Origin of the sequence: Kibdelosporangium aridum (genome assembly GCF_900176515.1) — a bacterium.
In the GTDB taxonomy this organism is placed as follows: domain Bacteria; phylum Actinomycetota; class Actinomycetes; order Mycobacteriales; family Pseudonocardiaceae; genus Kibdelosporangium; species Kibdelosporangium aridum.
Genome location: NZ_FWXV01000006.1, coordinates 131,230 through 155,178, shown reverse-complemented (window position 1 = coordinate 155,178; position 23,949 = coordinate 131,230). Strand labels below are relative to the sequence as shown.

General features: G+C 66.5%; 17 protein-coding genes and 1 pseudogene. 15 read left to right on the top strand and 3 right to left on the bottom strand.

Features of this window, described 5'->3' with window-relative positions; all coding sequences use genetic code 11:
• Positions 1-71: 71 nt before the first annotated feature.
• From B9C43_RS31340 to B9C43_RS31325, 4 genes are all read left to right on the top strand, one after another.
• Entirely contained in the window at positions 72-641 is a 570-nt protein-coding gene (locus tag B9C43_RS31340; protein WP_084430499.1) for a cysteine dioxygenase, read from the top strand.
• Positions 638-1,030: a rhodanese-like domain-containing protein gene (locus B9C43_RS31335; protein WP_084430498.1), complete on the top strand. Its 393-nt coding sequence runs from the start codon at positions 638-640 to the stop codon at positions 1,028-1,030. The genes B9C43_RS31340 and B9C43_RS31335 overlap by 4 nt, the downstream gene beginning before the upstream one ends.
• A gap of 66 nt (positions 1,031-1,096) precedes the next feature.
• Positions 1,097-2,005, top strand: a complete 909-nt coding sequence (locus B9C43_RS31330; protein WP_084430497.1) for a tetratricopeptide repeat protein — start codon at positions 1,097-1,099, stop codon at positions 2,003-2,005.
• A gap of 133 nt (positions 2,006-2,138) precedes the next feature.
• Entirely contained in the window at positions 2,139-3,065 is a 927-nt protein-coding gene (locus B9C43_RS31325; RefSeq protein ID WP_084430496.1) for a DUF1883 domain-containing protein, read from the top strand.
• A gap of 35 nt (positions 3,066-3,100) precedes the next feature.
• Here the strand turns inward: B9C43_RS31325 and glgP are convergent, their stop codons facing one another.
• Together glgP and B9C43_RS31315 are read right to left on the bottom strand one after the other, a co-directional pair.
• Positions 3,101-5,674 (bottom strand): alpha-glucan family phosphorylase, encoded by a 2,574-nt coding sequence (glgP, locus tag B9C43_RS31320; RefSeq protein ID WP_084430783.1) that lies wholly within the window; start codon positions 5,672-5,674, stop codon positions 3,101-3,103.
• Positions 5,675-5,767: 93 nt separating this feature from the next.
• Positions 5,768-6,715, bottom strand: a complete 948-nt coding sequence (locus B9C43_RS31315) for an NAD(P)-dependent alcohol dehydrogenase (protein ID WP_084430495.1) — start codon at positions 6,713-6,715, stop codon at positions 5,768-5,770.
• A gap of 58 nt (positions 6,716-6,773) precedes the next feature.
• On the opposite strand from B9C43_RS31315, the gene B9C43_RS31310 reads away from it, so the two are divergent.
• The 3 genes and pseudogenes from B9C43_RS31310 to B9C43_RS31300 all read left to right on the top strand — a co-directional run bounded on the left by B9C43_RS31310 (position 6,774) and on the right by B9C43_RS31300 (position 9,955).
• Entirely contained in the window at positions 6,774-7,397 is a 624-nt protein-coding gene (locus tag B9C43_RS31310) for a TetR/AcrR family transcriptional regulator (protein WP_235038954.1), read from the top strand.
• Between the two features lie 81 nt (positions 7,398-7,478).
• Positions 7,479-7,934: pseudogene (locus B9C43_RS31305) on the top strand (DNA polymerase beta superfamily protein); the annotation flags it as partial.
• A gap of 53 nt (positions 7,935-7,987) precedes the next feature.
• Positions 7,988-9,955 (top strand): alpha-1,4-glucan--maltose-1-phosphate maltosyltransferase, encoded by a 1,968-nt coding sequence (locus B9C43_RS31300; protein WP_033384959.1) that lies wholly within the window; start codon positions 7,988-7,990, stop codon positions 9,953-9,955.
• A gap of 5 nt (positions 9,956-9,960) precedes the next feature.
• On the opposite strand, the gene B9C43_RS31295 is transcribed toward B9C43_RS31300, so the two are convergent.
• The gene (locus B9C43_RS31295) at positions 9,961-10,779 is read right to left on the bottom strand and encodes a leucine-rich repeat domain-containing protein (RefSeq protein ID WP_084430494.1); all 819 of its coding nucleotides are present in this window, start codon (positions 10,777-10,779) and stop codon (positions 9,961-9,963) included.
• 161 nt (positions 10,780-10,940) lie between these two features.
• On the opposite strand from B9C43_RS31295, the gene treS reads away from it, so the two are divergent.
• The 8 genes from treS (at position 10,941) to B9C43_RS31255 (ending at position 23,948) form a co-directional block, all read left to right on the top strand.
• Complete coding sequence (gene treS, locus B9C43_RS31290; protein ID WP_084430781.1) at positions 10,941-12,722, top strand: maltose alpha-D-glucosyltransferase; 1,782 nt, start codon at positions 10,941-10,943, stop codon at positions 12,720-12,722.
• A complete protein-coding gene (locus B9C43_RS31285) occupies positions 12,719-14,077 on the top strand; it encodes a maltokinase N-terminal cap-like domain-containing protein (protein WP_084430493.1) in 1,359 nt (452 codons plus the stop codon). The genes treS and B9C43_RS31285 overlap by 4 nt, the downstream gene beginning before the upstream one ends.
• 72 nt (positions 14,078-14,149) lie before the next feature.
• Positions 14,150-14,530 (top strand): hypothetical protein, encoded by a 381-nt coding sequence (locus B9C43_RS31280; protein ID WP_143446725.1) that lies wholly within the window; start codon positions 14,150-14,152, stop codon positions 14,528-14,530.
• A gap of 52 nt (positions 14,531-14,582) precedes the next feature.
• Complete coding sequence (glgB, locus tag B9C43_RS31275; RefSeq protein WP_235038953.1) at positions 14,583-16,784, top strand: 1,4-alpha-glucan branching protein GlgB; 2,202 nt, start codon at positions 14,583-14,585, stop codon at positions 16,782-16,784.
• 737 nt (positions 16,785-17,521) lie between these two features.
• Positions 17,522-19,186: an NPCBM/NEW2 domain-containing protein gene (locus B9C43_RS31270; RefSeq protein WP_084430491.1), complete on the top strand. Its 1,665-nt coding sequence runs from the start codon at positions 17,522-17,524 to the stop codon at positions 19,184-19,186.
• Between the two features lie 373 nt (positions 19,187-19,559).
• A complete protein-coding gene (sthA, locus tag B9C43_RS31265; RefSeq protein WP_407657135.1) occupies positions 19,560-20,963 on the top strand; it encodes a Si-specific NAD(P)(+) transhydrogenase in 1,404 nt (467 codons plus the stop codon).
• A gap of 79 nt (positions 20,964-21,042) precedes the next feature.
• Complete coding sequence (locus B9C43_RS31260; protein ID WP_235038952.1) at positions 21,043-22,440, top strand: neutral zinc metallopeptidase; 1,398 nt, start codon at positions 21,043-21,045, stop codon at positions 22,438-22,440.
• Positions 22,441-22,496: 56 nt separating this feature from the next.
• Positions 22,497-23,948, top strand: coding sequence for a neutral zinc metallopeptidase (locus B9C43_RS31255; RefSeq protein WP_084430779.1), 1,452 nt, complete (start codon positions 22,497-22,499; stop codon positions 23,946-23,948).
• Position 23,949: the final 1 nt, after the last annotated feature.

Here is a 23,949-nt window from a genome sequence, read left to right as displayed (position 1 = left end):
GGTTCTGAATTCTTTCTCCGTGCCGCGTGTCGCTTTCCTACACCCGACACTCGTTGCCTGGAGAACTTGTCATGACCGCGTCAGTTTCCGATGTCGAGCTGCATGCCGGCATCACCGATCCGCTGCTGCCCGACCTGCTGCATCCGTCCCGCGTGCTGTGGACGCCTCGTGAGCTGCAGAACCTCACGTCGACGGTGGCGTCCGAGTTGACGTCGTCGTTGCTGAACATCCTTCGGTACACGTCGCCGCAGCGCTGGTGGGCACGGCTGGCCTTGACCGAGGGTGTCGAGCTCTGGTTGCTGTCCTGGCTTCCCGGCCAGCAGACTGAGCCACATGACCATGGTGGTGCCGCGGGATCGTTCACCGTGCTGACCGGCGAAGTGGCCGAGTTCTACCGGTACCCCGGCGGCCCGATCCGCAGCCAGTCACACGGCGTCGGGTCGGCGATCGGCTTCGGCGCCGGGCGGGCCCACCAGGTGCTGAACCTGTCCAAGGCGCCGGCCGCGAGCGTGCACGCGTACTCGCCGCCGCTGGTGCCGACCCGGGAGTACGTGAGCCTCGCGGACATCCCCGCGGAGATTCCGCCGCTTCCGGCCCACCGGTCTCTGGCCGACCTGCGAAAGGAACCTGTCGAACCGTGAGCGCGATCGACGACATCCTCGCCACTGCCCGCGCGGGCCTCGACCGGGCCGAGCCGTCGGCGGACCTGCTCGACGACCCGAACACGCTGATCGTCGACATCAGGCCCGCGCACAACCGTGCCGCCGAGGGCGAGATCCCCGGATCGGTCGTGATCGAGCGGATCGTGCTGGAGTGGCGGCTCGACCCCAGCGGCGACCACCGCATCGAGGGCTTCGACGCCGACACCCGCGTCGTCGTCGTGTGCAACGAGAGCTACGCCGCCAGCCTCGCCGCCCGTGACCTGCAGGCCGTCGGGCTGCGCAACGCCACTGACCTCGTGGGTGGTTTCCGGGCGTGGAAGGCCGCAGGCCTGCCCACGCGACCAGGCACAACGACGCCGATCACCTAAGTTGCCCCGATGGACACCCCGCAGGACATGGGGATAGGACCGATGGGTGCGTAACGTCCCTGGCTTGTGCGGGTAGTTCGCTACGGGACGTATCTCGCGGTCGCGGTGGTGGGCATAGCCATCCACCAGTCGATCGCGGGACTGTTGTTCGCGCTGGCAGGGTTGGTGGCCACCGCGGCGGTGGGCTATCCCGTCATGGGCATCAGGGTGACCTTTCGGGCGTTTCCCCCACTGTTCTCCGTCAAGTCCCGGCACAGAACAGCGGCGATCACCGCCGGAACCGCAGTCGCGGCGGCAGCCGCCTTGATCGACTACGCGGCAGCCCTGGGCGGGGTAGCGGCCGTGGTGAGCCTTGCCCTGGTGAGACGCGAGAAAGAAGACACACCGGGCGTGTTGCAGGTCCTCGAGCTCGTGCAGGCGGGCGAACTGGACGCGGCGGAACGCCTGGTCAACCAGCTGACGGTCGCCAACCCTTCAGCGCAGAAGGTGCGCGCATCGCGGGTGCTCGTCCTGGAGGCCAGAGGCCGGTACGCCGAAGCCCTGACCTTGGCCATCGGGATGTCGGATGCCGAAGGCCAGGACGCGGCGGCGGCGTTGGCCGCGGTCGCCGGACTCACAGGCGCGGCCATCGAAGCCGGCCAGCTCAACGCCCAAGACGGCCTGCCGGTCGCCGCGCGAGCCGTGAATGAGGCCGTCGAACTGGGCAAACCGAGTTACATGCTGGACGGCGTGCGCGCGTTGATCGCGTTGCTGGCCGGTGATCCGCAGCTCGCGGTCAGACTGGCTCGCGCGGCGTGCAAGAACAACTGCGGCTCCCTGGGCCGCGCGGACGACCTGGCCACGCTCGCGCGCGCGTACATGGCCGCCGGCGACAACTCGAAGGCCCGCGAGACCTTGGCGAAGGCCGAACGACTGGTGCCGTGGTGGCCGCGGGTCGCATTGACCCGCAGCCGCCTCGACCTCGCACAGGCCTAGTGGACTTTTCTGTGCCAATTCTTGGTCAATTTCTCCCGTCGACCTTACGTACCACCCATACGCCTGCTTGACGAACAAGCCCTTTCTGTCAGGATTGCGTGCACTGAGGCCGCATGGACCTGACGGGGCTGACATGTTCGATGCGCTAGCCGACAATTGGGGTTGGATCGTCGCGGTCGAGACGGCTTTGCTCATCTTGTTGTTCATCCGGCCATCGCTGAAATGGGAACTTCTGCACCGAAGTACGGATGTCAAGTACACCGCCGGGCGTCCCGGCAAAATCTGGGTAGGCAAATTGGGCCGTCAACCCAAGGGCGTGACCGCCAGGTTCAGCATGGACGGGCACGCGGCAAACGTACGCCTCGTGGACAGCCGAGGGTTCAGGCGCATGAAAGCCGGGAAACGGTATGCCTACGTGGGCGGGCATTTCCAGGTGTCACCAGTCGATCTCGTCGTGCCATGGCCGGGACGCTGGTACGGCGTGGCAGATCTCGGTGGACGGCCCGGCCACCTCAGGGGCACGTGGACCACGATCACCGGCAAGCTGCCGAAAGGGACGACGGGAAACGACATGCACACCGGCCTCACCACGATCAAGAAACTCCCGAGCGATACCGTCGATGAACGGGACGTCTTCATCTCGTACGCGGGCGCAGACAAGGAGGCCGTTTCCCAGCCGTTGGCAGATGCCCTGAAAAGCATGGACATCTCCGTCTGGATGGATACTTTCGAACTGCGTATTGGCCATTCACTCCGAGGTGAGATCGACCGGGGAATCGCGTCGAGCAGGTTCGGCGTCGTCGTTCTTTCACCCGCCTTCTTCAACGGGCCGTGGCCCCTGCACGAGTTGGGCGCATTCTTTGCCAGGCAGATCGAAGGGCAGTTCATCCTGCCGATCTGGCATCAGATCACCAAAGAAGAGGTGCTCCGGAAAAGCCCGCTGCTCGCCGACAAGATCGCATCGAGCACCGGGCAGTACACGATCACGGAAATCGCCGAGCAGATCGCCGAGGTGGTGCGGCCGAAACCGCTGGTCGAGGCCGAGGAGGCCGAGGCATAGCCCAGTCCCGCCCGAGACGGGACTGGGCATGCGGATCAGTTCGCCAGGATGACCCGGCCGAGCTCCGCGGTGGACGCGAGCAGGTCGTGCTTGGGCAGCACCCGCACGGTGTACCCGAGCGCACCCGCGTGCGGCAGGGGCAGCTCAGCCACGTACGTCCCGTCGCTGTCCGGCTTCATCGACACCGTGACGACGTCGAGCAGGTCGTCCGTGTCGCCGACGCGGCCGACCACCGCCTGGACCTCGACGTCACCGGGCTGCAGCCCGGCCAGCTCGACCGACGACCGGACCTGGACGCGTTCGCCGATCACCGGTGTCTTGCCGTCCGGCAGGGTCAGCTCGCTGTCGGTCACGCGCACGTGGTGCCACGCCGCGTCGACCCGGCCGCGGTACGCAGCCAGGTCCTTGGCCTGCTGGAAGCTCTCGGACGACGCCCGCGCGGCCGAGGTTGCCGCGGGTGCGTAGAACGACTCCACGTACTCGCGGACCATCCGGGTCGCTTGGACCTTCGGCCCGAGGGACGCCAGCGTGTGCCGGACGAGTTCCATCCACCTGGAGGGCACGCCGTCGGCACCGCGGTCGTAGAACGTGGGCACGACCTGCGAACCGAGGAGGTCGTAGAGTGCCGACGCTTCAAGGTCGTCCCGGCGCACGGGATCGGTGACGCCGTCGGCCGTCGGGATCGCCCAGCCGTTGCGGCCGTCGTACAGCTCGTCCCACCAACCGTCCCTAATGGACAGGTTCAGGCCGCCGTTCAACGCCGCCTTCATGCCGGACGTTCCGCACGCCTCCAGCGGGCGCATCGGGTTGTTCAGCCAGACGTCGCAGCCCCAGTACAGGTAGCGGGCCATCGACATGTCGTAGTCCGGCAGGAACACGATCCGGTGCCGCACGTCGGGATCGTCGGCGAACCGGACGATCTGCTGGATCAGCGCCTTGCCGCCGTCGTCGGCCGGGTGCGACTTGCCGGCGACCACCAGCTGCACAGGACGGTCAGGATCCAGCAGCAGCGCCTTCAACCGGGCGGGGTCGCGCAGCATCAGCGTGAGCCGCTTGTACGTCGGCACGCGGCGGGCGAATCCGACGGTCAGCACGTTCGGATCGAACACCGAGTCGGTCCACGACAGTTCAAGCGACGAGGCGCCGCGCTGCAGCCACGCTTCCCGCACGCGTCGGCGGACCTCGTGCACAAGGCGTTCACGCAGTCCGCAGCGCAGTTCCCACAACAGGGCGTCGGTCACCGGCTGGAACCCGGTCAGCCCGACCTCACTGTCCACTTCGGACTCACCGAGCAGCTTCAAGATCTCGCGCGCCGCCCATGTCGGGCCGTGCACGCCGTTGGTCACCGACTTGATCGGCACCTCATGCGTATCGAACCCGGGCCACAGGCCGCCGAACATCGACCTGCTGACCTCGCCGTGCAGCTTCGAGACACCGTTGGCGCGCTGCGCGAGGCGCAAACCCATGTGCGCCATGTTGAACATGCCCACGTTCTCCTCGGCGCCCAGCGCGAGGACCCGCTGCACGTCGAGACCCGGCAGCAAGTTGCCGCCACCGAAGTAATGCCGGATCAGGTCCACCGGGAAACGGTCGATCCCCGCAGGAACAGGCGTGTGCGTGGTGAACACGGTGCCCGCGCGCACGGCGGACAGTGCCTGGTCGAAGTCGAGGCCCTCGGCCGCCATGAGTTCGCGGACCCGCTCAAGGCCGAGGAACCCGGCGTGCCCCTCGTTGGTGTGGAACACCTCGGGCTGCGGGTGGCCGGTCAGCTCGCAATACGTGCGCACGGCACGCACGCCACCGATGCCGGCGAGAATCTCCTGGCGGATACGGTGGTCCTGGTCGCCGCCGTATAGCCGGTCGGTGACGCCACGCAGGTCAGCGTCGTTCTCCTCGACGTCCGAGTCGAGCAACAGCAGCGGCACGCGGCCGACGTTCGCCTTCCAGATCCGGGCCCGCAGCACGCGGCCGCCCGGCATGGACACATGCACGAGCAACGGCACGCCCGACGGCTCGGTCAGCGGCTCCAGCGGCAGGCCACGCGGGTCGATCACCGGGTAGTGCTCGACCTGCCAGCCCTCGGCCGACAGCGACTGCCGGAAGTACCCGGACCGGTAGAGCAGGCCGACGCCGATCAGCGGCACGCCCATGTCGGACGCCGCCTTCATGTGGTCACCGGCGAGGATGCCAAGGCCGCCGGAGTAGTTCGGCAGCGCTTCGGTGACACCGAACTCCATCGAGAAGTACGCGATCGACTTCGGCAGCCGGGTCGCCGACGGGTCACCGGCCGCCCGGTGCGCGAGCTCTTCCTGCCTGCGCTGGTACCACCGGTCGCTGGTCATGTAGCGGCGCAGGTCGTCGGACACGGCGCGGACCCGCATCATGAATTCCTCGTCGGCGGCGAGTCTGCGCAGCCGCTCGGCCGGTGCCTGCTCGAGCATCCGCAGCGGGTCGCCACCCAGTTGCTCCCACGCCTGCGGGTCGACCGCGGCGAACAGGTCCTGGGTGGGCGGGTGCCAGGTCCAGCGCAGGTTGTTGGCCAGAGTGCCCAGCTCGGCCAGCGACTCGGGCAGGCCGGCCCGGACAGCGAATCGACGCACAGCTTTCACCCCGAGCACCATACTTACCGGTGCGGGCGATCTTGAAGACCGTTCCGCTGTGCACCGCAACGGACCTGGTCAACGCGCAGAACGGCGATCGCCTCAGGACATCTCGATCACGATTTTGCCGCGCACACCGCCCTGTTCCAGCGCACGGTGCGCGGCGGCGGCCTCCGCCATCGGGAACACCCGGTCCACCCTCGGCTGGATCGCCCCTGCCGTGACCCAGCGGCCGAGTTCGGCGAACAGCGCCGCGGTCGGATTGCCGCTGAAGCCTCTGACCCAGCGGGTGCGACGGATCGCGTTCGCCGCGATGTAGCCCACCGAGCGGATCGGGCGGTCGAGGTCGAACGCGATCGTGACCATCCGTCCCCGAGGGGTGAGCAGTCGGTGGAAGGCGGGCAGACCGGTACCGACCGTGTCGAGAACGACGTCGAAAAGGCCCAGCTGACCAGGCGCGCGGTAGTCGATCGCCTCGTCGGCGCCGAGTTCCTTCACCAAGTCCAAGTTGGCCGCACTGGCCAGCCCCGTCACATGCGCTCCCATTGCCTTGCCGAGCTGTACCGCGACGTATCCGACGCCGCCGGTCGCACCCCGGACGAGCAGCCGCTCACCGGGTGCGAGCGCGGCCAGGTCGCGCAACGCGGTGATCGCCGTGGTCCCGACGGGCAGCGCGGCGGCTTCCACGACGTCGAGCCCGGCCGGGAGATGATCGATTCGGTCGGCCCGTACCGCGACGTAGTCCGCGGCCGAACCCATCCGCCGCCCGATCAGGCCCCAGACGAGGTCACCGGCGGCGAACCTGCTCGTCCCCGGCTCGACCACCTCGCCGACCAGGTCGACCCCGACCCGTTTGGGGAACTGCCTGCCGCTGAACGGGCGCAGCCGACCGGCACGCACAGCGAGTTCGCCGCCGTTGACCGACACAGCACGCACTCGCACGAGCACCTCGCCCGGGCGCGGCCTCGGTACTGGACCAGTGGTCACCGACAGCACCTCAGGAGGGCCGTACCGGTCGAACGTGACAAGTCGCATGGAAGTGGAAGCCATGCTCCACTTCTAGCAGCGGAAACGGACAGAGTCTTCCACTTCGCCTAAAGTGAGAGACGTGTCGACGACATTGCCTCGCTTGCGCACGGACGCGGCCGCCAACCGCGCCAAGATCCTCGACACGGCACGGGAGATCTTCTCGACGGAGGGCCTGGACGTGCCGATGAGCGAGATCGCGCGCCGCGCAGGCCTTGGTGTCGCGACCCTCTACCGCCGATTCCCGACCAAGGAAGACCTGGTCGCGGCCGCGTTCGCCGAGCAGATGACCGAGTGCGCGGGCCTGCTGGACACCGCACTGGCCGACCCCGACCCATGGCACGCGTTCTGCCAGGTCGTCGAGGAGGTGTGCGCGATGCAGGCGAAAGACCGAGGATTTTCCAAGGCGTTCGTCACGGCCTTCCCGCACGCGTCGGAGTTCAGGGCGCTGCGCGAACGAGCCGAGCGGGGGCTCGCCGAGCTGGTGCGGCGTGCACAAGCCGCGGGCATGCTGCGCCGCGACTTCCATCCGTCCGACCTGACGCTTCTTCTGCAGGCCAACAGCGGGATCCACGCTGGCACGCCAGAGGCGACCGCGGATGCGTCCCGGCGGTTCGTGGCCTATCTGCTTCAGGCGTTCCGCGCGGGAAACACCGCTCCACTGCCCCGGCCGGTGGCCGTCCCGCTGGAAGCCGCACTGAGCTGAGCCCGGCCGAAAACCAGTACGCGTTCGCCCTGGTGAACCGGTACAAATCCACCTCATGAAGCACTCGAGTCCGCAGTTCGCCGCGATCGCCGCGCAGAGCACGATCCTGCGCGCGCGAAGCCGGAGATCGTGCTGTCGCGCCAAGCAGGCATGCGCTTCATCGGCTATCTGCGGTCGCAGCGGGCGGGCATGCTCGGCCTGAAACGGCACACGAACCGGCCCGAGCTGATCGAGAAGTACGGCTTCGACGCCAAGTACGCGATGCACATGGTGCGGCTCGGCGTGCAGGGTGTGGAGCTGCTGGAGACCGGCAAGATCACGCTGCCGATCCCCGAGCCGTGGCTGACGTGGCTGCGGGATCTGCGGCAGGGCAAGCACACGAAGCAAGAAGCGCTTGCCGCGGCGGACGAGCTCGAGGCCGAGCTGGAAAAGTTGATCACCAGTTCGCCTTTGCCAGAGCGGCCCGACCGTGATCGTGCGAACGCGTGGTTACAGCAGGCTTACCAGCGCGTGTGGGGCAACCCCATTACGCGATAAGCGCTCAGACACGGCAGACTAGAGGCAGAACCCCACACCTGAGGAGAGCCTCTGTGAGCGGTCGTCTTGGCATCGACAATGTCTCCCCGTCTGTCGACTGTGGCCGGTATCCGGTCAAAGCCGTTGTCGGAGAACATGTTCCGATCCAGGCGACGGTGTGGCGAGAAGGCCATGACGCGGTCGCCGCGACCGTCGCCTGGCGCGGGCCGACCGACACGGTGGCCCGCCAGACCCGGATGGAGCCGCATCCGGTCGAGCCGGACGAGTTCGTCGCGGTGATCGTGCCGGACACCGAAGGCCTGTGGACCTTCCGTGTCGACGCCTGGAGCGACCCGTGGTCGACGTGGAAGCACGCGGTCGAGGTGAAGGTCGGCGCCGCGCAGGGGCCAGAGGAACTGTGGAACGACTTGGAGAACGGGGCCCGCTTGCTCGAGCGGGTTTCCCGGCGCCCCAACCGCAACGGTGAGAAGCGGTTGCTCGCGTCGGCCGCGCAGGCGCTGCGCGACACGGACCGTCCGTTGCCCGCGCGGATCGCGGAGGCGCTGTCCGAGCCGGTGCACCGGATCATGACGAGTCACCCGGTGCGGGAACTGGTCACCCGCGGTAAGACGATCCGGGTCTGGGTCGACCGCAAACGTGCCCTTTTCGGGTCATGGTACGAATTCTTCCCCCGGTCGACCGGTGGCGTCGACGAGTCGGGCAAGGCGGTGCACGGCACGTTCGCCACGGCCGCGAACGAGCTGGAGCGGGTCGCGTCGATGGGCTTCGACGTGGTCTACCTGCCGCCGATCCACCCGATCGGCAAGATCAACCGAAAAGGCCCGAACAACAGCGTGATCTCGGTGCCGGAGGACGTCGGGTCGGTCTGGGCGATCGGCTCGGACGAAGGCGGCCACGACGCGATCCACCCGCAGCTGGGCACGCTCGCGGACTTCAAGGACTTCGTCGCCCGCACGCACGAGCTGGGCATGGAAGTCGCGCTCGACCTGGCGTTGCAGTGCGCGCCGGACCACCCGTGGGTCAAGGAGCACCCGGAGTGGTTCACCACGCGCCCGGACGGCACGATCGCGTACGCGGAGAACCCGCCGAAGAAGTACCAGGACATCTACCCGCTCAACTTCGACAACGACCCGGCCGGGCTGTACGCGGAAGTACTACGCGTCGTCCTGCACTGGGTGGAGAGCGGCGTGCGGATCTTCCGAGTGGACAACCCGCACACCAAGCCACCGGACTTCTGGCACTGGCTGATCACCCAGGTGAAGTCGACCCATCCGGACGTGCTGTTCCTCTCCGAGGCCTTCACCCGGCCCGCTCGGCTGTACGGGCTGGCGCGCCTGGGGTTCACGCAGTCGTACACATACTTCACGTGGCGCACCGGCAAGCAGGAGCTGATCGAATTCGGTCAGGAGCTGGTCAACCACGCCGACGAGGCCCGGCCGAACCTGTTCGTCAACACGCCGGACATCCTGCACGCCTCACTGCAGGAAGGCGGCCCGGGCATGTTCGCGCTGCGGGCCGCGCTGGCCGCCACGTTCTCGCCGACGTGGGGCGTCTACTCGGGTTACGAGCTGTTCGAGCACGAACCGGTGCGTGAAGGCAGCGAGGAGTACCTCGACTCGGAGAAGTACCAGCTTCGCCCGCGCGACTGGGAGCAGGCGCTGGCTGACGGGCGTTCGCTCGAACCGTGGCTGCGCCGGCTGAACTCGATCCGCCGGGCGCACCCGGCGCTGCAGCAGTTGCGGACCCTGCGGTTCCACCACGTCGACAACGACGCGATCCTGGCTTACTCCAAAGTGGACCCGGCGTCCGGCGACACCGTCATCGTGGTGCTCAGCCTCGACCCGTTCTCGGCCGAGCAGGCCACGGTCTGGCTGGACATGCCCGAACTCGGCATGCGCTGGCACGACCGGTTCACCGCGTACGACGAAGTGACCGGGCAATCATGGGATTGGGGACAAGCCAATTATGTCCGGCTCGAACCGTGGCACGCGGTCGCCCACATCATTTCCGTCCAAAGGTGACGGGATCAGCCGCGGCTGACTTCGTCGAGTTCGTGGCTGTAGTGCCGGTATCGGGGGTGGATCCCGATACCGGTCGCGGCGGGAAGATCCAGCAGCGGACTGAGATCTCCGCTGATGATTTTCACGTCGCTCAGGGTCAGGTGTTTCATCGACGCGTGCCCGCGTAGCGCCTCGATGTCGGCGATGTCCCCGCACTTCTCCAGCCAGAGCCAGAACAGCCGCGGCATGGCCGCGACGAAATCGATCCGGTCGATCTTCGTGCCGAAGAACGATATTTCGCGCATATCGGAGAGGCCGGACAGACCGTCGGCATCGGTCAGTTCGCCGTCATAAAGCGACAGTTTCCGAAGTTTCGGCGCCGCGGCCAGAGCGGCCGAGGAAATCCGCACTCCTCGCTTGAACTCCAGCCGCATCTCAGCCAGTTCGGGTTTCGGGCCGAGCACGTCCAGTTCGACGCGTTTCGGCCAGAACCAGATCATCAGTGAGCGCAGCCGGGTCAGCGCGGGCAGACCGGCCACGGCTGGTGAGTACGGCATCGACAGTGATTCCAGTCCGGTCAGGCCGGACAGGTCGAGCGGTCCAGAGTAGTCAGACGGCAGGCTCAACTCCTTCAGGCCGGGCACCTCAGCTATGCCGGACGCGTCCTTGATCCCGCGCAGGAAGCTCACTGCCTGCAAACCGGGGATCTCGGTCAGGAAGCCGAGGTCGTCGTGATCCCCGGACAGCAGCACGCCGGTGGCGCCGCGCTCGACGAACACCTCAGTGAACTCGTCCCGCCAGGCCGGCTCCTTGGAGACGTCCAGGTACCCGTTGCGAACTTCCATCCGGCGCCCTTCTCTTCCAACGGGTACCGTAGTTCGCCCGCTCGGCGGTTGACCAGCTAGAGTCCCGTCACCGCCAGAGCTTTCACTGTGCAAACAGTCGCGCTTTGGGGTACCACAAAAGTGTCAGTCTCAAGCGAACGAGTGGTGCGAACGTGTCGACTGTGCCGGAAGATCCCCGCCCTGACTCCGCGTTGGGCCTGCAGGGCGTCCCGCATACCGGTGAGGCCGTCATGGCCGACGGACACCTGGTGGAGCCCCAGGCCGAGGATTTCCGGTCGGCGAGACTGGTGCCGCGGGAACCGGACTGGTTCAAAACCGCGGTCTTCTACGAGGTCCTCGTCCGTGCCTTCACCGACTCCGACGGCGACGGCACCGGCGACCTGCGTGGCCTTGCGTCCAAGATGGACTATCTGGCGTGGCTCGGGGTGGACTGCCTCTGGCTGCCGCCGTTCTACGCGTCGCCGCTGCGCGACGGCGGCTACGACATCTCCGACTTCCGCGCGGTGCTGCCCGAGTTCGGCACCGTCGACGACTTCGTCTACCTGCTCAACGAGGCGCACCGGCGCGGCATCCGGGTGATCACCGACCTGGTGCTCAACCACACCTCGGACGCGCACCCGTGGTTCCAGGCGTCCCGCAACGACCCCGACGGCCCGTACGGCGACTACTACGTCTGGTCGGACACCAACGAGGCCTACCCGGACGCCCGGATCATCTTCGTCGACACCGAGACCTCGAACTGGACGTACGACCCGGTCCGCGGCCAGTTCTACTGGCACCGGTTCTTCTCCCACCAGCCCGATCTCAACTACGAGAACGGCGAGGTGCAGGAGGCCATGCTCGAGGTACTGCGGTTCTGGCTCGACCTGGGCATCGACGGCTTCCGGCTGGACGCCGTGCCCTACCTGTTCGAGGAAGAGGGCACCAACTGCGAGAACCTGCCGCGCACGCACGAGTTCCTGCGCCGGTGCCGCAAGGTCGTCGACGACGAGTACCCCGGCCGGGTGCTGCTGGCCGAGGCCAACCAGTGGCCGTCGGACGTGGTCGAGTACTTCGGCGACCCGGCGGTCGGCGGCGACGAGTGCCACATGGCGTTCCACTTCCCGCTGATGCCACGGATCTTCATGGCCGTCCGGCGGGAGTCGCGGTTCCCGATCTCCGAGATCCTCGCCCAGACGCCGCAGATCCCGTCCGGCGCGCAGTGGGGGATCTTCCTGCGTAACCACGACGAGCTGACCTTGGAAATGGTCACCGACGAGGAACGCGACTACATGTACGCGGAGTACGCCAAGGACCCGCGGATGAAAGCCAACATCGGCATCCGCAGGCGGCTGGCGCCGCTGCTGGACAACGACCGCAACCAGCTGGAGCTGTTCACCGCGATGCTGCTGTCGCTGCCCGGCTCGCCAGTTCTGTACTACGGCGACGAAATCGGCATGGGTGACAACATCTGGCTCGGTGACCGCGACGCCGTGCGCACGCCGATGCAGTGGACGCCCGACCGCAACGGTGGCTTCTCCCAATGCGATCCGGGGCGAATTTACCTACCGGTGATCGCCGACCCTGTGTACGGATACCAGGCCATCAACGTAGAGTCGCAATTGAACAACACGTCGTCGCTGCTGCATTGGTCGCGTCGGATGATCGAGGTCCGTAAACAACACAGCGCGTTCGGGCTCGGGGATTTCCAGGAGCTCGGTTCGTCCAACCCGAGCGTGCTCGCGTACTTGCGGCGGCATGGGGACGACACGGTGCTCTGCGTGAACAACCTCTCCCGGTTCCCGCAGCCCGTGGAGCTCGATCTCTCGGAGTACGAGGGGCGTCAGCCGGTCGAGCTGACCGGCGGGGTGCGGTTCCCGTTGATCGGCGAGTTGTCCTACTTGCTCACGCTGCCGGGGCATGGCTTCTACTGGTTCGAGATCATGGCGGTGGACGAGGGATGACGGAGCCGGTTCTGCGGATGCTGGCCGACGAGTTGCCGAAGTGGTTGCCCCACCAGAGGTGGTTCGGCGGGAAGGACCGGCCGGTCACCGAGGCCCGGCCGGTGCGTGTGATCACGTTGCTGGACAACGATCCCCGGCTGGTGCACGCGCTTGTCGAAGTCGTGCAGGAGGACCGCAAGTCGGTCTACCAGCTGCTGCTGGGCAGCCGGGACAACCCGCCGGAGTACCTGTCCGGCGTCTGGATCGACAGCGAAGGCAGGCATTGGTACGAGGCCACGGCCGATGCTGAGCTGATGACGTTCCTGCTGGACGCGATCGCCGAGGAGGAGTCGGCAGGCCCGATCGCGTTCCACCGGGAGACCGACGTGGACCTCGATGAGGGCCTGCGTGGCCGCGCGGTGACCTCCGAGCAGAGCAACACCTCGTTGATCTACGGCCAGCAGTACATCTTGAAGCTGTTCCGCAAGCTGTCCGCGGGCCCGAACCCGGACCTGCAGATCCACCGCGCGCTGCACTCGGTCGGCTGCGAGCACATCGCGCAGCCGCTCGGCTGGATCTCCGACGACGAGGGTGATCGCCCGACTTTGGGGATGCTGCAACAGTTCCTCGCCGACGCGGCGGACGGCTGGGCGATGGCCACCACCAGCGTGCGTGACCTGATGGCCGAGGCCGACCTGCACGCCGACGAGGTCGGCGGCGACTTCGCGGGTGAGGCGCACCGGTTGGGCGCGGCCGTGGCGGCCGTGCACGCGGATCTGGCGCGGGCGTTGGATTCCCGGCCGGTCGAGCCAGGTGAGCTGGACGTGGCCGTCGACGCGATGCACCGCAGGCTGGACACTGTGCTCGAAACCGTTCCCGCGCTGGCACCGCAGGAAGAGGCCATCCGCGGCGTGTTCGAGGAGGCCCGTGGCACGGCGGACGGTGGCGTGCCGGTCCAGCACGTGCATGGCGATCTGCACCTGGGCCAGGTGCTGCGTACGGTGAACGGCTGGGCGTTGATCGACTTCGAGGGCGAGCCCGCCGCGCCGGTGCACGAGCGCAGCGTGCCCCGCTCGCCGCTGCGTGACGTGGCCGGGATGCTCAGGTCGTTCGACTACGCGGCGCACCAATTGCTTGTCGGGCAGCCAGAGGATCATCAGCTCGCGGTGCGCGCGCGTGAGTGGACCAATCGCAACCGAGGAGCGTTCTGCGACGGGTACGCGGAGGTCTCCCCGAACGGTGACCCACGCGACCACGAAGTGTTGTTGCGGGCCTTGGAGTTGGACAAGGCGGTCTACGAGGTGGCGTACGAGCAAGCCAATCGCCCCGACTGGCTGCCGATCCCGCTGACCTCGATCGCCCGTATCGCCTCCTGACCGGAAGGTAACTGCAAGGCTGGTGCGGGACGCTGAACCCTTCCGAAGCTGTTTCACCGGAGGGGACTGAAAATGCCGTTACGAGCAACCTTCGTGACCACTACCGCGGTCGTGCTCGCCGGGATGGCCTGGGCGGCTCCCGCCCGCGCCGCGGCGGCCACCACGGATTTCGAAGTCTGCGGTCAGCGCGGCTGCGTGGCGCACAAGACCGCCGGAACCATCACCTGGGGGCCGCGCGGCTCGATCGTCGGCACCGCGACCGACCGCGGGCCGGGCGCCAGCAACTTCAAGTTCACCATCACCACACCGTCAGGCCGGCTCATCCAAACGATCCCGGTGACCGAAGGAACCAAGCCCGTCTCGATCACCGTCGCCGACGCCATGAGCGTCACTGTCAGCGTGTGCAACGTGCCGACGAGCTTCCCATGCGTGTCGGAGACGTACACGCCGTAGGTGATCACAGGCAGATCTGCGATCGACCGGCCGGGCCACTAGGATCATACGAGTGAATCCACTCGATCCGGCCCCGCCGGCCGAGGACGTCAACCGCTTGCTCGCCGGCGCACATCACGATCCACATTCGGTGCTGGGCATGCACCCGCACCCGGCAGGCGCGGTAGTGCGCGCGTTGCGCCCCGGCGCGAGTTCGGTGACCGTACTGGCCGGTGATCTCAAGCAGGAGCTGGACCAAGTGGCGCCGGGCCTGTTCACCGCGCTGTTGTCCCAGACGCCGACCGAGTACCTGTTCGAGGTCACGTACGGCGACAAGGTCGAACTGGTCGAAGACCCGTACCGCTGGCTGCCCACGCTGGGCGAGCTGGACCTGCACCTGATCGCCGAAGGGCGCCACGAGCGCCTGTGGACGGTCATGGGTGCGCAGCTGCGCAGCTACGACACGCCATCCGGAACCGTGGACGGCACGTCGTTCGCCGTCTGGGCACCGAATGCGCAAGGCGCCAGGGTTTGCGGCGACTTCGACGGCTGGGACGGCCGCGCCAACCCCATGCGATCGCTGGGCTCGTCGGGTATCTGGGAGCTGTTCATCCCCGGCCTGCCGCCTGGCACCCGCTACAAGTTCCGCCTGCTCGGCAAGGACGGTCACTGGCACGAGAAAGCCGACCCACTCGCCTTCAGCGCCGAGCCGCCGCCCGCGACGGCGTCTATTGTGTCCACTTCGGACTACAAGTGGACGGACGACGAGTGGGTGGCCGAGCGCGAGCGCACCGACTGGTGGCGCAGGCCGGTGAGCAAGTACGAGGTGCACCTCGGGTCGTGGCGGCCGGGTCTCGGCTACCGGGAACTGGCCGAACAGCTGGCCGAGTACGTGACCGATCTCGGCTTCACCCACGTCGAGCTGATGCCGGTGGCCCAACATCCGTTCAGCGGCTCATGGGGCTACCAAGTCACGTCGTACTACGCGCCGATGTCCCGGTTCGGCAGCCCGGACGACTTCCGTTATTTCGTCGACCACCTGCACTCCCGTGGCATCGGCGTGATCATGGACTGGGTGCCGGCCCACTTCCCGAAGGACTCATGGGCACTGGCCCGTTTCGACGGCCAGCCGCTGTACGAACACGCCGACCCCCGCCGCGGCGAGCACCCCGACTGGGGCACGCTGGTCTTCGACTTCGGCCGCAACGAGGTCCGCAACTTCCTCGTCGCGAACGCCCTGTACTGGCTGGAGGAATTCCACATCGACGGCCTGCGCGTCGACGCGGTCGCATCGATGCTGTACCTGGACTACTCCCGTCAAGAAGGCCAATGGCTGCCGAACGACCACGGCGGCAGGGAGAACCTGGACGCCGTGCGGTTCCTGCAGGAGCTGAACGCGACCGTCTACAGGCGACACCCCGGCGCGATGATGATCGCCGAGGAGTCCACGGCCTGGCCAGGCGTGACGCGGCCGACGCATCTCGGCGGCCTCGGCTTCGGCTTCAAGTGGAACATGGGCTGGATGCACGACACCCTGAACTACTTGCACCACGACCCCGTGCACAGGTCCTACCACCACAACGAGATCACGTTCTCCTTGGTCTACGCCTGGAGCGAGAACTACGTCCTGCCCCTCTCCCACGACGAGGTCGTCCACGGCAAGGGCTCGCTGTGGACCCGAATGCCCGGCGACGACTGGAACAAGGCGGCAGGAGTACGCGCGCTGCTGGCGTACATGTGGGCCCACCCAGGCAAGCAGATGCTGTTCATGGGCGGCGAATTCGGCCAGATAGACGAATGGTCGGAAGCCCGTTCGCTGGACTGGCACCTACTGGAGTCCCCACTGCACGCCGGAATCCAGAAACTCGTCGGCGACCTGAACAACGTCTACCGGACGAACCCAGCAATGTACGTCGCGGACGTATCCCCCGAGGGCTTCTCGTGGATCGACGCGAACGACGCGGCAGGGAACGTGTTGTCCTTCATCCGAATGGACCCCAACGGCGAAAACATGGTGGCGTGTATCGCGAACTTCGCAGGCATGCCGCACAACGACTACCGCGTGGGGCTGCCCAAGGCTGGCCACTGGCGTGAAGTCCTGAACACCGACGCCCAGGTGTACGGCGGATCAGGCGTCGGCAATTACGGCGATGTCGAGGCGACGGGCAAACCGTGGCACGGCCGTCCGGCTTCGGCGGTCCTGCAACTGCCGCCACAGGGAGTCATCTGGTTGGTGCCCGCGGAGGCGGAAGAGAAAGCGCAAGCCGAGGAATAATAGGGGCAAGAGAAGGCACGCCAGGCAAGAGTGAAGCCCCGGGAAGGCACGCACGGCGACGACGCAGACCTGGCTCGGCGAGGCTACGGCATGCCACCGACAGAAATCGGTGCCCGACCTGAGCACCCCCCGATGACCCAAAGTACCGAGAGGGTCTGACAGAAAGAGGGGCAAGGCGCGCAGCCATCCACAACGCAGGCGGGCCACGAACGAAAGTGAAGGCGCGCCAAGACCACAGTGAAGGCGCGCCCGAAGAACAGCGGAGGCGCGCCCCGAGCGCAAAAGGCGCGCCAAAAGTGGTAGTCGGCGCGATTTTGTGTGGAGTGGCGCCGCAAATAAGCTTGTCGGCGGGGCAGGGCCGCAGGTCCTGCCCGCTTTCCCTGTCCTTTGCGGCGCAGAGGCTCCACACCAAATCGCGCCGACCCCTCACAGGAGCGCGCCGAAAGAACCACAGCGCGCGCCGCAACAAGCCAAGAGCGCGCCAGAACCAACCACAGAGCGAGCCGCGGTGACCCAAAGCGCCGACCCAACCACAGCGCGCGCCGCGGGAGCCGAGCGCGCGCCGCAGCAACCACAGCGCGCCGCAGCAACCCAAGACCCCCGAAACCTCCGACGACTTCCCCCACTTGGTCTAGTCCACCCCCTTGACGCCGTCCTCCACGCTGCCTAGTTTTCGTGGTGAACTCGGGTGCATTGTCGCCGCCCCGCACCTGCCAGCCGAGTCAAGGGGACGGCCCATGCGCAGAAGACTCGTCGCGGCCCTCGCCGCACTGTCCACAACAGCCTCATTCGTCATCACCGCGGTCGCGGCCACCACTGTCATCACGGCCGCTCCAGCGCAAGCCTTGGAGAACGGTCTCGCCCGCACACCTCCGATGGGTTTCAACAACTGGAACACCACGCACTGTCGCGCGGAGTTCAACGAGAAGATGGTCATGGACATGGCCGACATCTTTGTTTCACGCGGCCTGAAAGACGTCGGCTACCAGTACGTGAACATCGACGACTGCTGGGCCAAGCCGCAACGCAACGCCCAGGGCAACCTCGAACCTGACCCGGTGCGCTTCCCGCGTGGCATCAAGTTCGTCGCCGACTACGTCCACTCAAAGGGCCTGAAGTTCGGCATCTACACCAGCGCGGGTACGAAAACCTGCAACACAGCGGGCTTCCCTGGCGGCTTGAACAACGAACAGCGTGACGCCAACCTGTTCGCGTCCTGGGGTGTCGACTATCTGAAGTACGACAACTGCAACAACCAAGGCGTGGACGCGAAACAGCGCTACACCAAGATGCGGGACGCGCTCGCCGCGACCGGGCGGCCGATCGTGTACTCGATTTGCGAGTGGGGCCAGAACAAGCCGTGGGAATGGGCGCAGAACGTCGGAAACCTGTGGCGCACCACGGGTGACATCAACGACACGTACTCGAAGATGGTCGACATCTTCAAGCGGAACCTGCCGTTGGCCCAGTACGCCAAGCCAGGCGCATGGAACGACCCGGACATGTTGGAGGTCGGCAACGGCGGCATGACGCCGACCGAGTACCGCTCGCACTTCAGCCTCTGGGCCATCATGGCCGCACCGCTGCTGATCGGTTCCGACCTGCGCAAGGTCAGCCAGGAGAACTTCACCACGCTGCTGAACAAGGACGTCATCGACGTCGACCAGGACCGGCTGGGCATCCAGGGCAAGCAGATCTCGGTGTCCGGCAACAACTACGTGATCGCAAAGCCACTGTCCAATGGGGACTACGCGGTGGCGTTGTTCAACAACAACTCCTCGACGCAGACCATCAGCACGACCGCGTCGGCGATCGGCATCGGCCAGTCGTCCTCCTACAACCTCAAGGACCTGTGGTCGAAGTCGACACGGTCGACCACAGGCGCGATCAGCGCTTCAGTCCCGGCGCACGGAACCGTGATGTACCGGGTCAGCAAGGGCGTGCGCACACCTCCCGCAGCGGGCACGCATCAGGTCTCGGACCTCAGCTGGGACACCGCGAGCAACGGATGGGGCCCGGTGGAGAAGGACCGCAGCAACGGCGAGCGGCCCGCAGGTGACGGGAAAACGTTGACCATCAACGGAACCACGTACACCAAAGGCCTCGGCGTGCACGCGGCCAGCGAGGTGTCGGTCTACCTTGGCCGCGCGTGCAGCACGTTCTCCGCAAGTGTCGGCATCGATGACGAAGTCGCCGGATCGAACGGAACCGTTGTGTTCCAAGTGTTCGCCGACGGCACGACGATCGCCGACAGCGGCACGATGACCGGCGCGATGGCCGCGAAGCAGCTATCCGGCTCACTGGCCAACGCCGAGCAACTGAGACTCGTGGTGACCAACGGCGGCGACACCATCAACTACGACCACGCCGACTGGGCCAACCCCACCATCACCTGCGGGTGATCGCTTGCGAGTGGTTGTCAGGGTGTCCTGCCCTGACAACCACTCGCTTGGTGTCAGGTGCGCTTCCACGGATTCGTGCGTACTACCGCCGCGCTCGCATAAGGACGATGCGCCGAGAATCGATGTGCGCGCAGCGACGATATGCGCACGAATTCGGATCTACCACATTCAGGCCCGCATTCGGGCACCACTGCCTGCGATCAACAATGGTCAACAACGTCATTTATGTGACATAACCGACTGTCAAACAATCAGAACCTCACTATGAACGACACAGTGAACTGTTCACGACTGGTCGCCTATTCGCAGGAGCCGACCGGCCGAACCGCTCATGTGGGGTACAACCTGGCCACGGATGAGGCAGGCTATAGGCGTGACTGCGCACGACTACGACTTGATCGTCATCGGCTCGGGGCCTGGTGGGCAGAAGGCCGCGATCGCCGCCGCCAAGCTGGGCAAACGCGTTGCCATCGTGGACAAGCACGACATGATCGGCGGCGTCTGCGTCAACACCGGGACGATCCCGTCCAAGACGCTGCGCGAAGCAGTGCTCTACCTGACGGGTATGAACCAGCGTGAGCTGTACGGCGCGAGTTATCGCGTCAAACACGACATCACCATCGCCGATCTGCTCTCCCGCACGCAGCATGTGATCGGCCGTGAGGTCGAGGTCGTGCGCGCGCAGTTGCTGCGCAACCACGTCGAACTGCTCGACGGCCACGCGAGGTTCGTCGACCCGCACACCGTCGCGGTCGAGGGCCGGGCGCGGACCACGGTCAGCGCCGACAAGATCGTGATCGCCACCGGGACCAAGCCGGCCCGGCCGAACGCGGTGGACTTCGACGAGGCCAGGGTGCTCGACTCGGACGAGATCCTCCAGCTGGAGACCATTCCCGCTTCGCTGGTCGTGGTCGGCGCCGGCGTGATCGGGATCGAGTACGCGTCCATGTTCGCCGCCCTCGGCTCCCGGGTGACCGTGGTCGAGCAGCGGGAACGGATGCTGGAGTTCTGCGACCCGGAGATCATCGAGTCGCTCAAGTTCCACCTGCGCGACCTCGCGGTGACGTTCCGGTTCGGCGAGAAGGTCGTCGACGTCGCGGTGAACGACCAGGCCACCGTCACCACTCTGGCCAGCGGCAAGCGGATCCCGGCCGAGGCGGTGATGTACTCGGCCGGCCGCCAGGGCATGACCGAGGCGCTCGATCTGGAGAAAGCCGGTCTCGAGGCGGACAAGCGCGGCAGGCTGGAGGTCGGCCCGCACTTCCAGACGAGCGTCGACCACATCTACGCGGTCGGTGACGTGATCGGCTTCCCCGCACTGGCCGCGACTTCGATGGACCAGGGCAGGCTGGCGGCGTACCACGCGTTCGGTGAGCCGGCGCACGAGCTCGGGGCGCTGCAACCTATCGGTATCTATACGATTCCGGAGATCTCCTACGTCGGCGCGACCGAGGCGGAGCTGACCACGTCGTCGGTGCCGTACGAGATCGGTACGGCCCGGTATCGCGAGCTCGCGCGCGGCCAGATCGCCGGTGACTCGTACGGGATGCTCAAGCTGCTGGTGTCCACAACGGACCGTCGGCTGCTCGGCGTGCACGTGTTCGGAACTGGCGCGACGGATCTGGTGCACATCGGGCAGGCCGTGATGGGCTGCGGCGGCACGGTCGACTACCTGGTGGACGCGATCTTCAACTACCCGACGCTGTCGGAGGCGTACAAGGTCGCCGCGCTCGACGCCACGAACAAGATCAGGGCACTGGACCGCTTCCGTACTTGATCTGCACTTTTGGGCGTGGATATCGGTCAGGCGCATGATCGGGCGCCCCTTGGTCACTGGCAACAGGCACACTTGTGGGGTGACTCGGTCCTTCGGCGTAGCCAGTGCGGCGCTGGCCCTTGCCCTGGTGTTGTCCGCGTGCACGGTGACAGTGGAGGGTGTCGCCCTCGGCACCGGCCGTGTGGTCAACCCCGACCAGCAAAGCGACGTCGACCCGACGTTCATCAACAACTCCGACGGCGGTGAGATCGACAAGCTGGCCGGGACCGTGGTCAAGGACGTCGAGAAGTTCTGGCAGGAGGCGTTCCCGAAAACGTTCGACAACAAGCCATGGCAGCCGTTGCGCGGCGGGTACTACTCGGTGGACACGAGTGACAAGACCGCGCCCGCGCCGCCGTGCACCGATCAGGCCTCGGACGTCGAAGGCAATGCGTTCTACTGCCCGTCGGCCGACATCATCGCCTGGGACCGGGTGGCGTTGTTGCCGGTGCTGAAGAACAGATTCGGCGAGGCGTCGGTGATGTTGGTGCTGGCGCACGAAATGGGCCACGCGGTTCAGCGCCGCGCGGGAATCACGCAGTCCGCGCAGCGCAGCGACCCGCAGCGGTTCCCCACGATCCTGCTGGAATCACAGGCCGACTGCTACGCGGGCGCGTTCGTGCGTTGGGTGTCCGACGGCAAGGCCGACCGGCTGCGGCTGGACCGGGACTCGATCGATCCCGCACTCGAGGCGATGGTGCTGTTCCGTGACCCGGTCGGCACCGAACAGACCGCGCAAGGCGCGCACGGTGACGCGTTCGACCGGGTGTCGGCGTTCCAGGACGGTTTCGAGAAGGGCACCCAGCTCTGCTCGGAGATCTCGGTGGACAACCGGACCTTCACCCAGCGCGGGTTCCTCGACGAGAAAGACGAGGCCACCGGCGGCAACCTGCCGTTCGACAACACGGTCGAACTGCTGGAAACCGACATCAACGCGTTCATGCAGAGCGAGCTGACCAAGCTCGGCAAGCAGTGGACCAAGCCGAAACTCGACCGCGTGAACAGCACCCCGCGCTGCAGCCGGGGCGATCAGGGCCCGGTGGCGTACTGCCCGGACGACCGCACGATCGACATGCAGACCAGGGGCAGGCTGGCCGAGCTGCACTCCGAGATCGGCGACTGGGCCACCGGCACGATCGTCAGCAGCCGCTACGCCATGCTCATGCTCGCCACACTGGACAAGCCGCTCACCGGCCCGGAGGCGCAACGCTCGGCGCTGTGCGTTTCCGGTGCGTACAGCAAGTCCCTGCTCAACCGGGTTGGCAACAACGTGTTCGCGTTGTCGCCGGGTGACCTGGACGAGGCCGTCCAGGTCCTGCTCGGCTTCGACTACCCGGCGCGGGACCTCGAAGGCGAGGCGCCCGCGACCGGCTTCGAACGTGTCGCGGCCTTCCGCGTGGGAGCAGTCGACGGGCTGAAGTCCTGCAACCTGGCATGACGCCGATATGACCGATTGCGGTGTGGCCGTTTGGACCGCCAAGTAGGGTGCCCACCGTGCGGTCATATCTCCCCATTGCACTCGCGGTCGTTGTTCTTGTGCTGGTCAGTTGCGCCAAAGCGATACCGGGCACGCCGAGAGCCGAGGGTGAGATCGACGCCGGCACGGTCGCGGGTCTCGCGGTGACCAACGACGACACGGTGCCCAGCGGGCCGAAGCAGAACGCGCCGCGCGTGGATTTGACGGCCGAGAACGCGGACAACGGCGACATGGACCAGCTGGCGTTGGGGGCGCTCGCCGACCTGTACGAGTACTGGGGTGCGCGGATGCCCGCCGACTTCGAGGGGCAGAAGTTCACGCCGCTCGCCCGGCTTGTCTCCTACGACTCCAAGGGCAAGGCGCTCCGGCTTTGCCAGACGTCGACTTCGGGTCTGGTGAACGCGTTCTACTGCAGTCTCGACGACAGCATCGCCTGGGACCGCGGCGTGCTGTTGCCCGAGCTGAGCAAGCAGTTCGGGCCGATGTCCGTGGTGACCGTGCTCGCGCACGAGACCGGGCACGCCGTGCAGTTCAAGCTCGGCGGCAAGAGCGGGATCACGCAGGCCACGAAGACGATCGTGAAGGAACAGCAGGCCGACTGCTACGCCGGCAGCTTCTTCCGGTGGATCGCCGACGGCAACTCCAAGCGGTTCCAGATCTCCACCGGCGAAGGCATCAACAAGGTGCTCGCGACCATGTTCTTCATCCGCGACCCGGCAGGCACCGACGCGAACAAGCAGGGTGCGCACGGTCTGGCGTGGGACCGGGTGTTCGCGTTCCAGACGGGCTTTTCCAACGGCCCGAAGCGGTGCGCGCGGATGGACCAGAAAGAGATCGACGACCGCATCAGCGAGCAGAAGTTCGACGAGGACGACTACCGCCGCGGCAACCTGCCGGTGAACGAGGAATACGTCCGCAAGATCAAGATCAGCCTGGACGAGGCCTTCACGACCAGTGGTACGCAGCTGCCGCAGCTGAAGGGCAACGGTTCGAAGTGCCCGAGCGGGAAGGCGACCGAGCCGGTCGCGTACTGCCCCGAGGACAACACGGTCGCCTATGACCTCGCCAAGCTGACCTCGCTGGGCACGCCGCCGAAACGAGGCCAGGAGCCCGGCGCCGACGGTGTCGGCATCGGCGACTTCGCGGCTTTCGCGGAAATCGCGTCCCGGTACACGATGGCGATCCAGAAATCCGTCGGCCTGAGCCTTGACGACGAGAAAGCCGCGCTGCGCACCGCGTGCCTGACCGGCGCGTGGGCGCACGTCGCGGAAAAACCGGCGGCGTCGGGCGAGAACAAACTCCGGTTGTCCCCCGGTGACCTCGACGAGGCCGTGGCCGAGATGTTGATGGGCAAGAGCCTGATCGCCGCTGACATCAACGGCAATCCGGTGAAGGCAGGCTTTGCCCGGGTCGAGGCCTTCCGGCTCGGTTACGTCAACGCCAAGGAATGCACCGCCCGGTTCGCTTGAG

Bases quoted from the DNA above. Each gene is read 5' to 3' on its own strand.
- B9C43_RS31340 (WP_084430499.1), top strand. From the start codon at position 72: ATGACCGCGTCAGTTTCCGATGTCGAGCTGCATGCCGGCATCACCGAT.
- B9C43_RS31295 (WP_084430494.1), bottom strand. From the start codon at position 10,779: ATGGAAGTTCGCAACGGGTACCTGGACGTCTCCAAGGAGCCGGCCTGG.
- B9C43_RS31270 (WP_084430491.1), top strand. From the start codon at position 17,522: ATGCGCAGAAGACTCGTCGCGGCCCTCGCCGCACTGTCCACAACAGCC.
- B9C43_RS31285 (WP_084430493.1), top strand. From the start codon at position 12,719: ATGACGGAGCCGGTTCTGCGGATGCTGGCCGACGAGTTGCCGAAGTGG.
- B9C43_RS31280 (WP_143446725.1), top strand. From the start codon at position 14,150: ATGCCGTTACGAGCAACCTTCGTGACCACTACCGCGGTCGTGCTCGCC.
- B9C43_RS31315 (WP_084430495.1), bottom strand. From the start codon at position 6,715: ATGGCTTCCACTTCCATGCGACTTGTCACGTTCGACCGGTACGGCCCT.
- B9C43_RS31325 (WP_084430496.1), top strand. From the start codon at position 2,139: ATGTTCGATGCGCTAGCCGACAATTGGGGTTGGATCGTCGCGGTCGAG.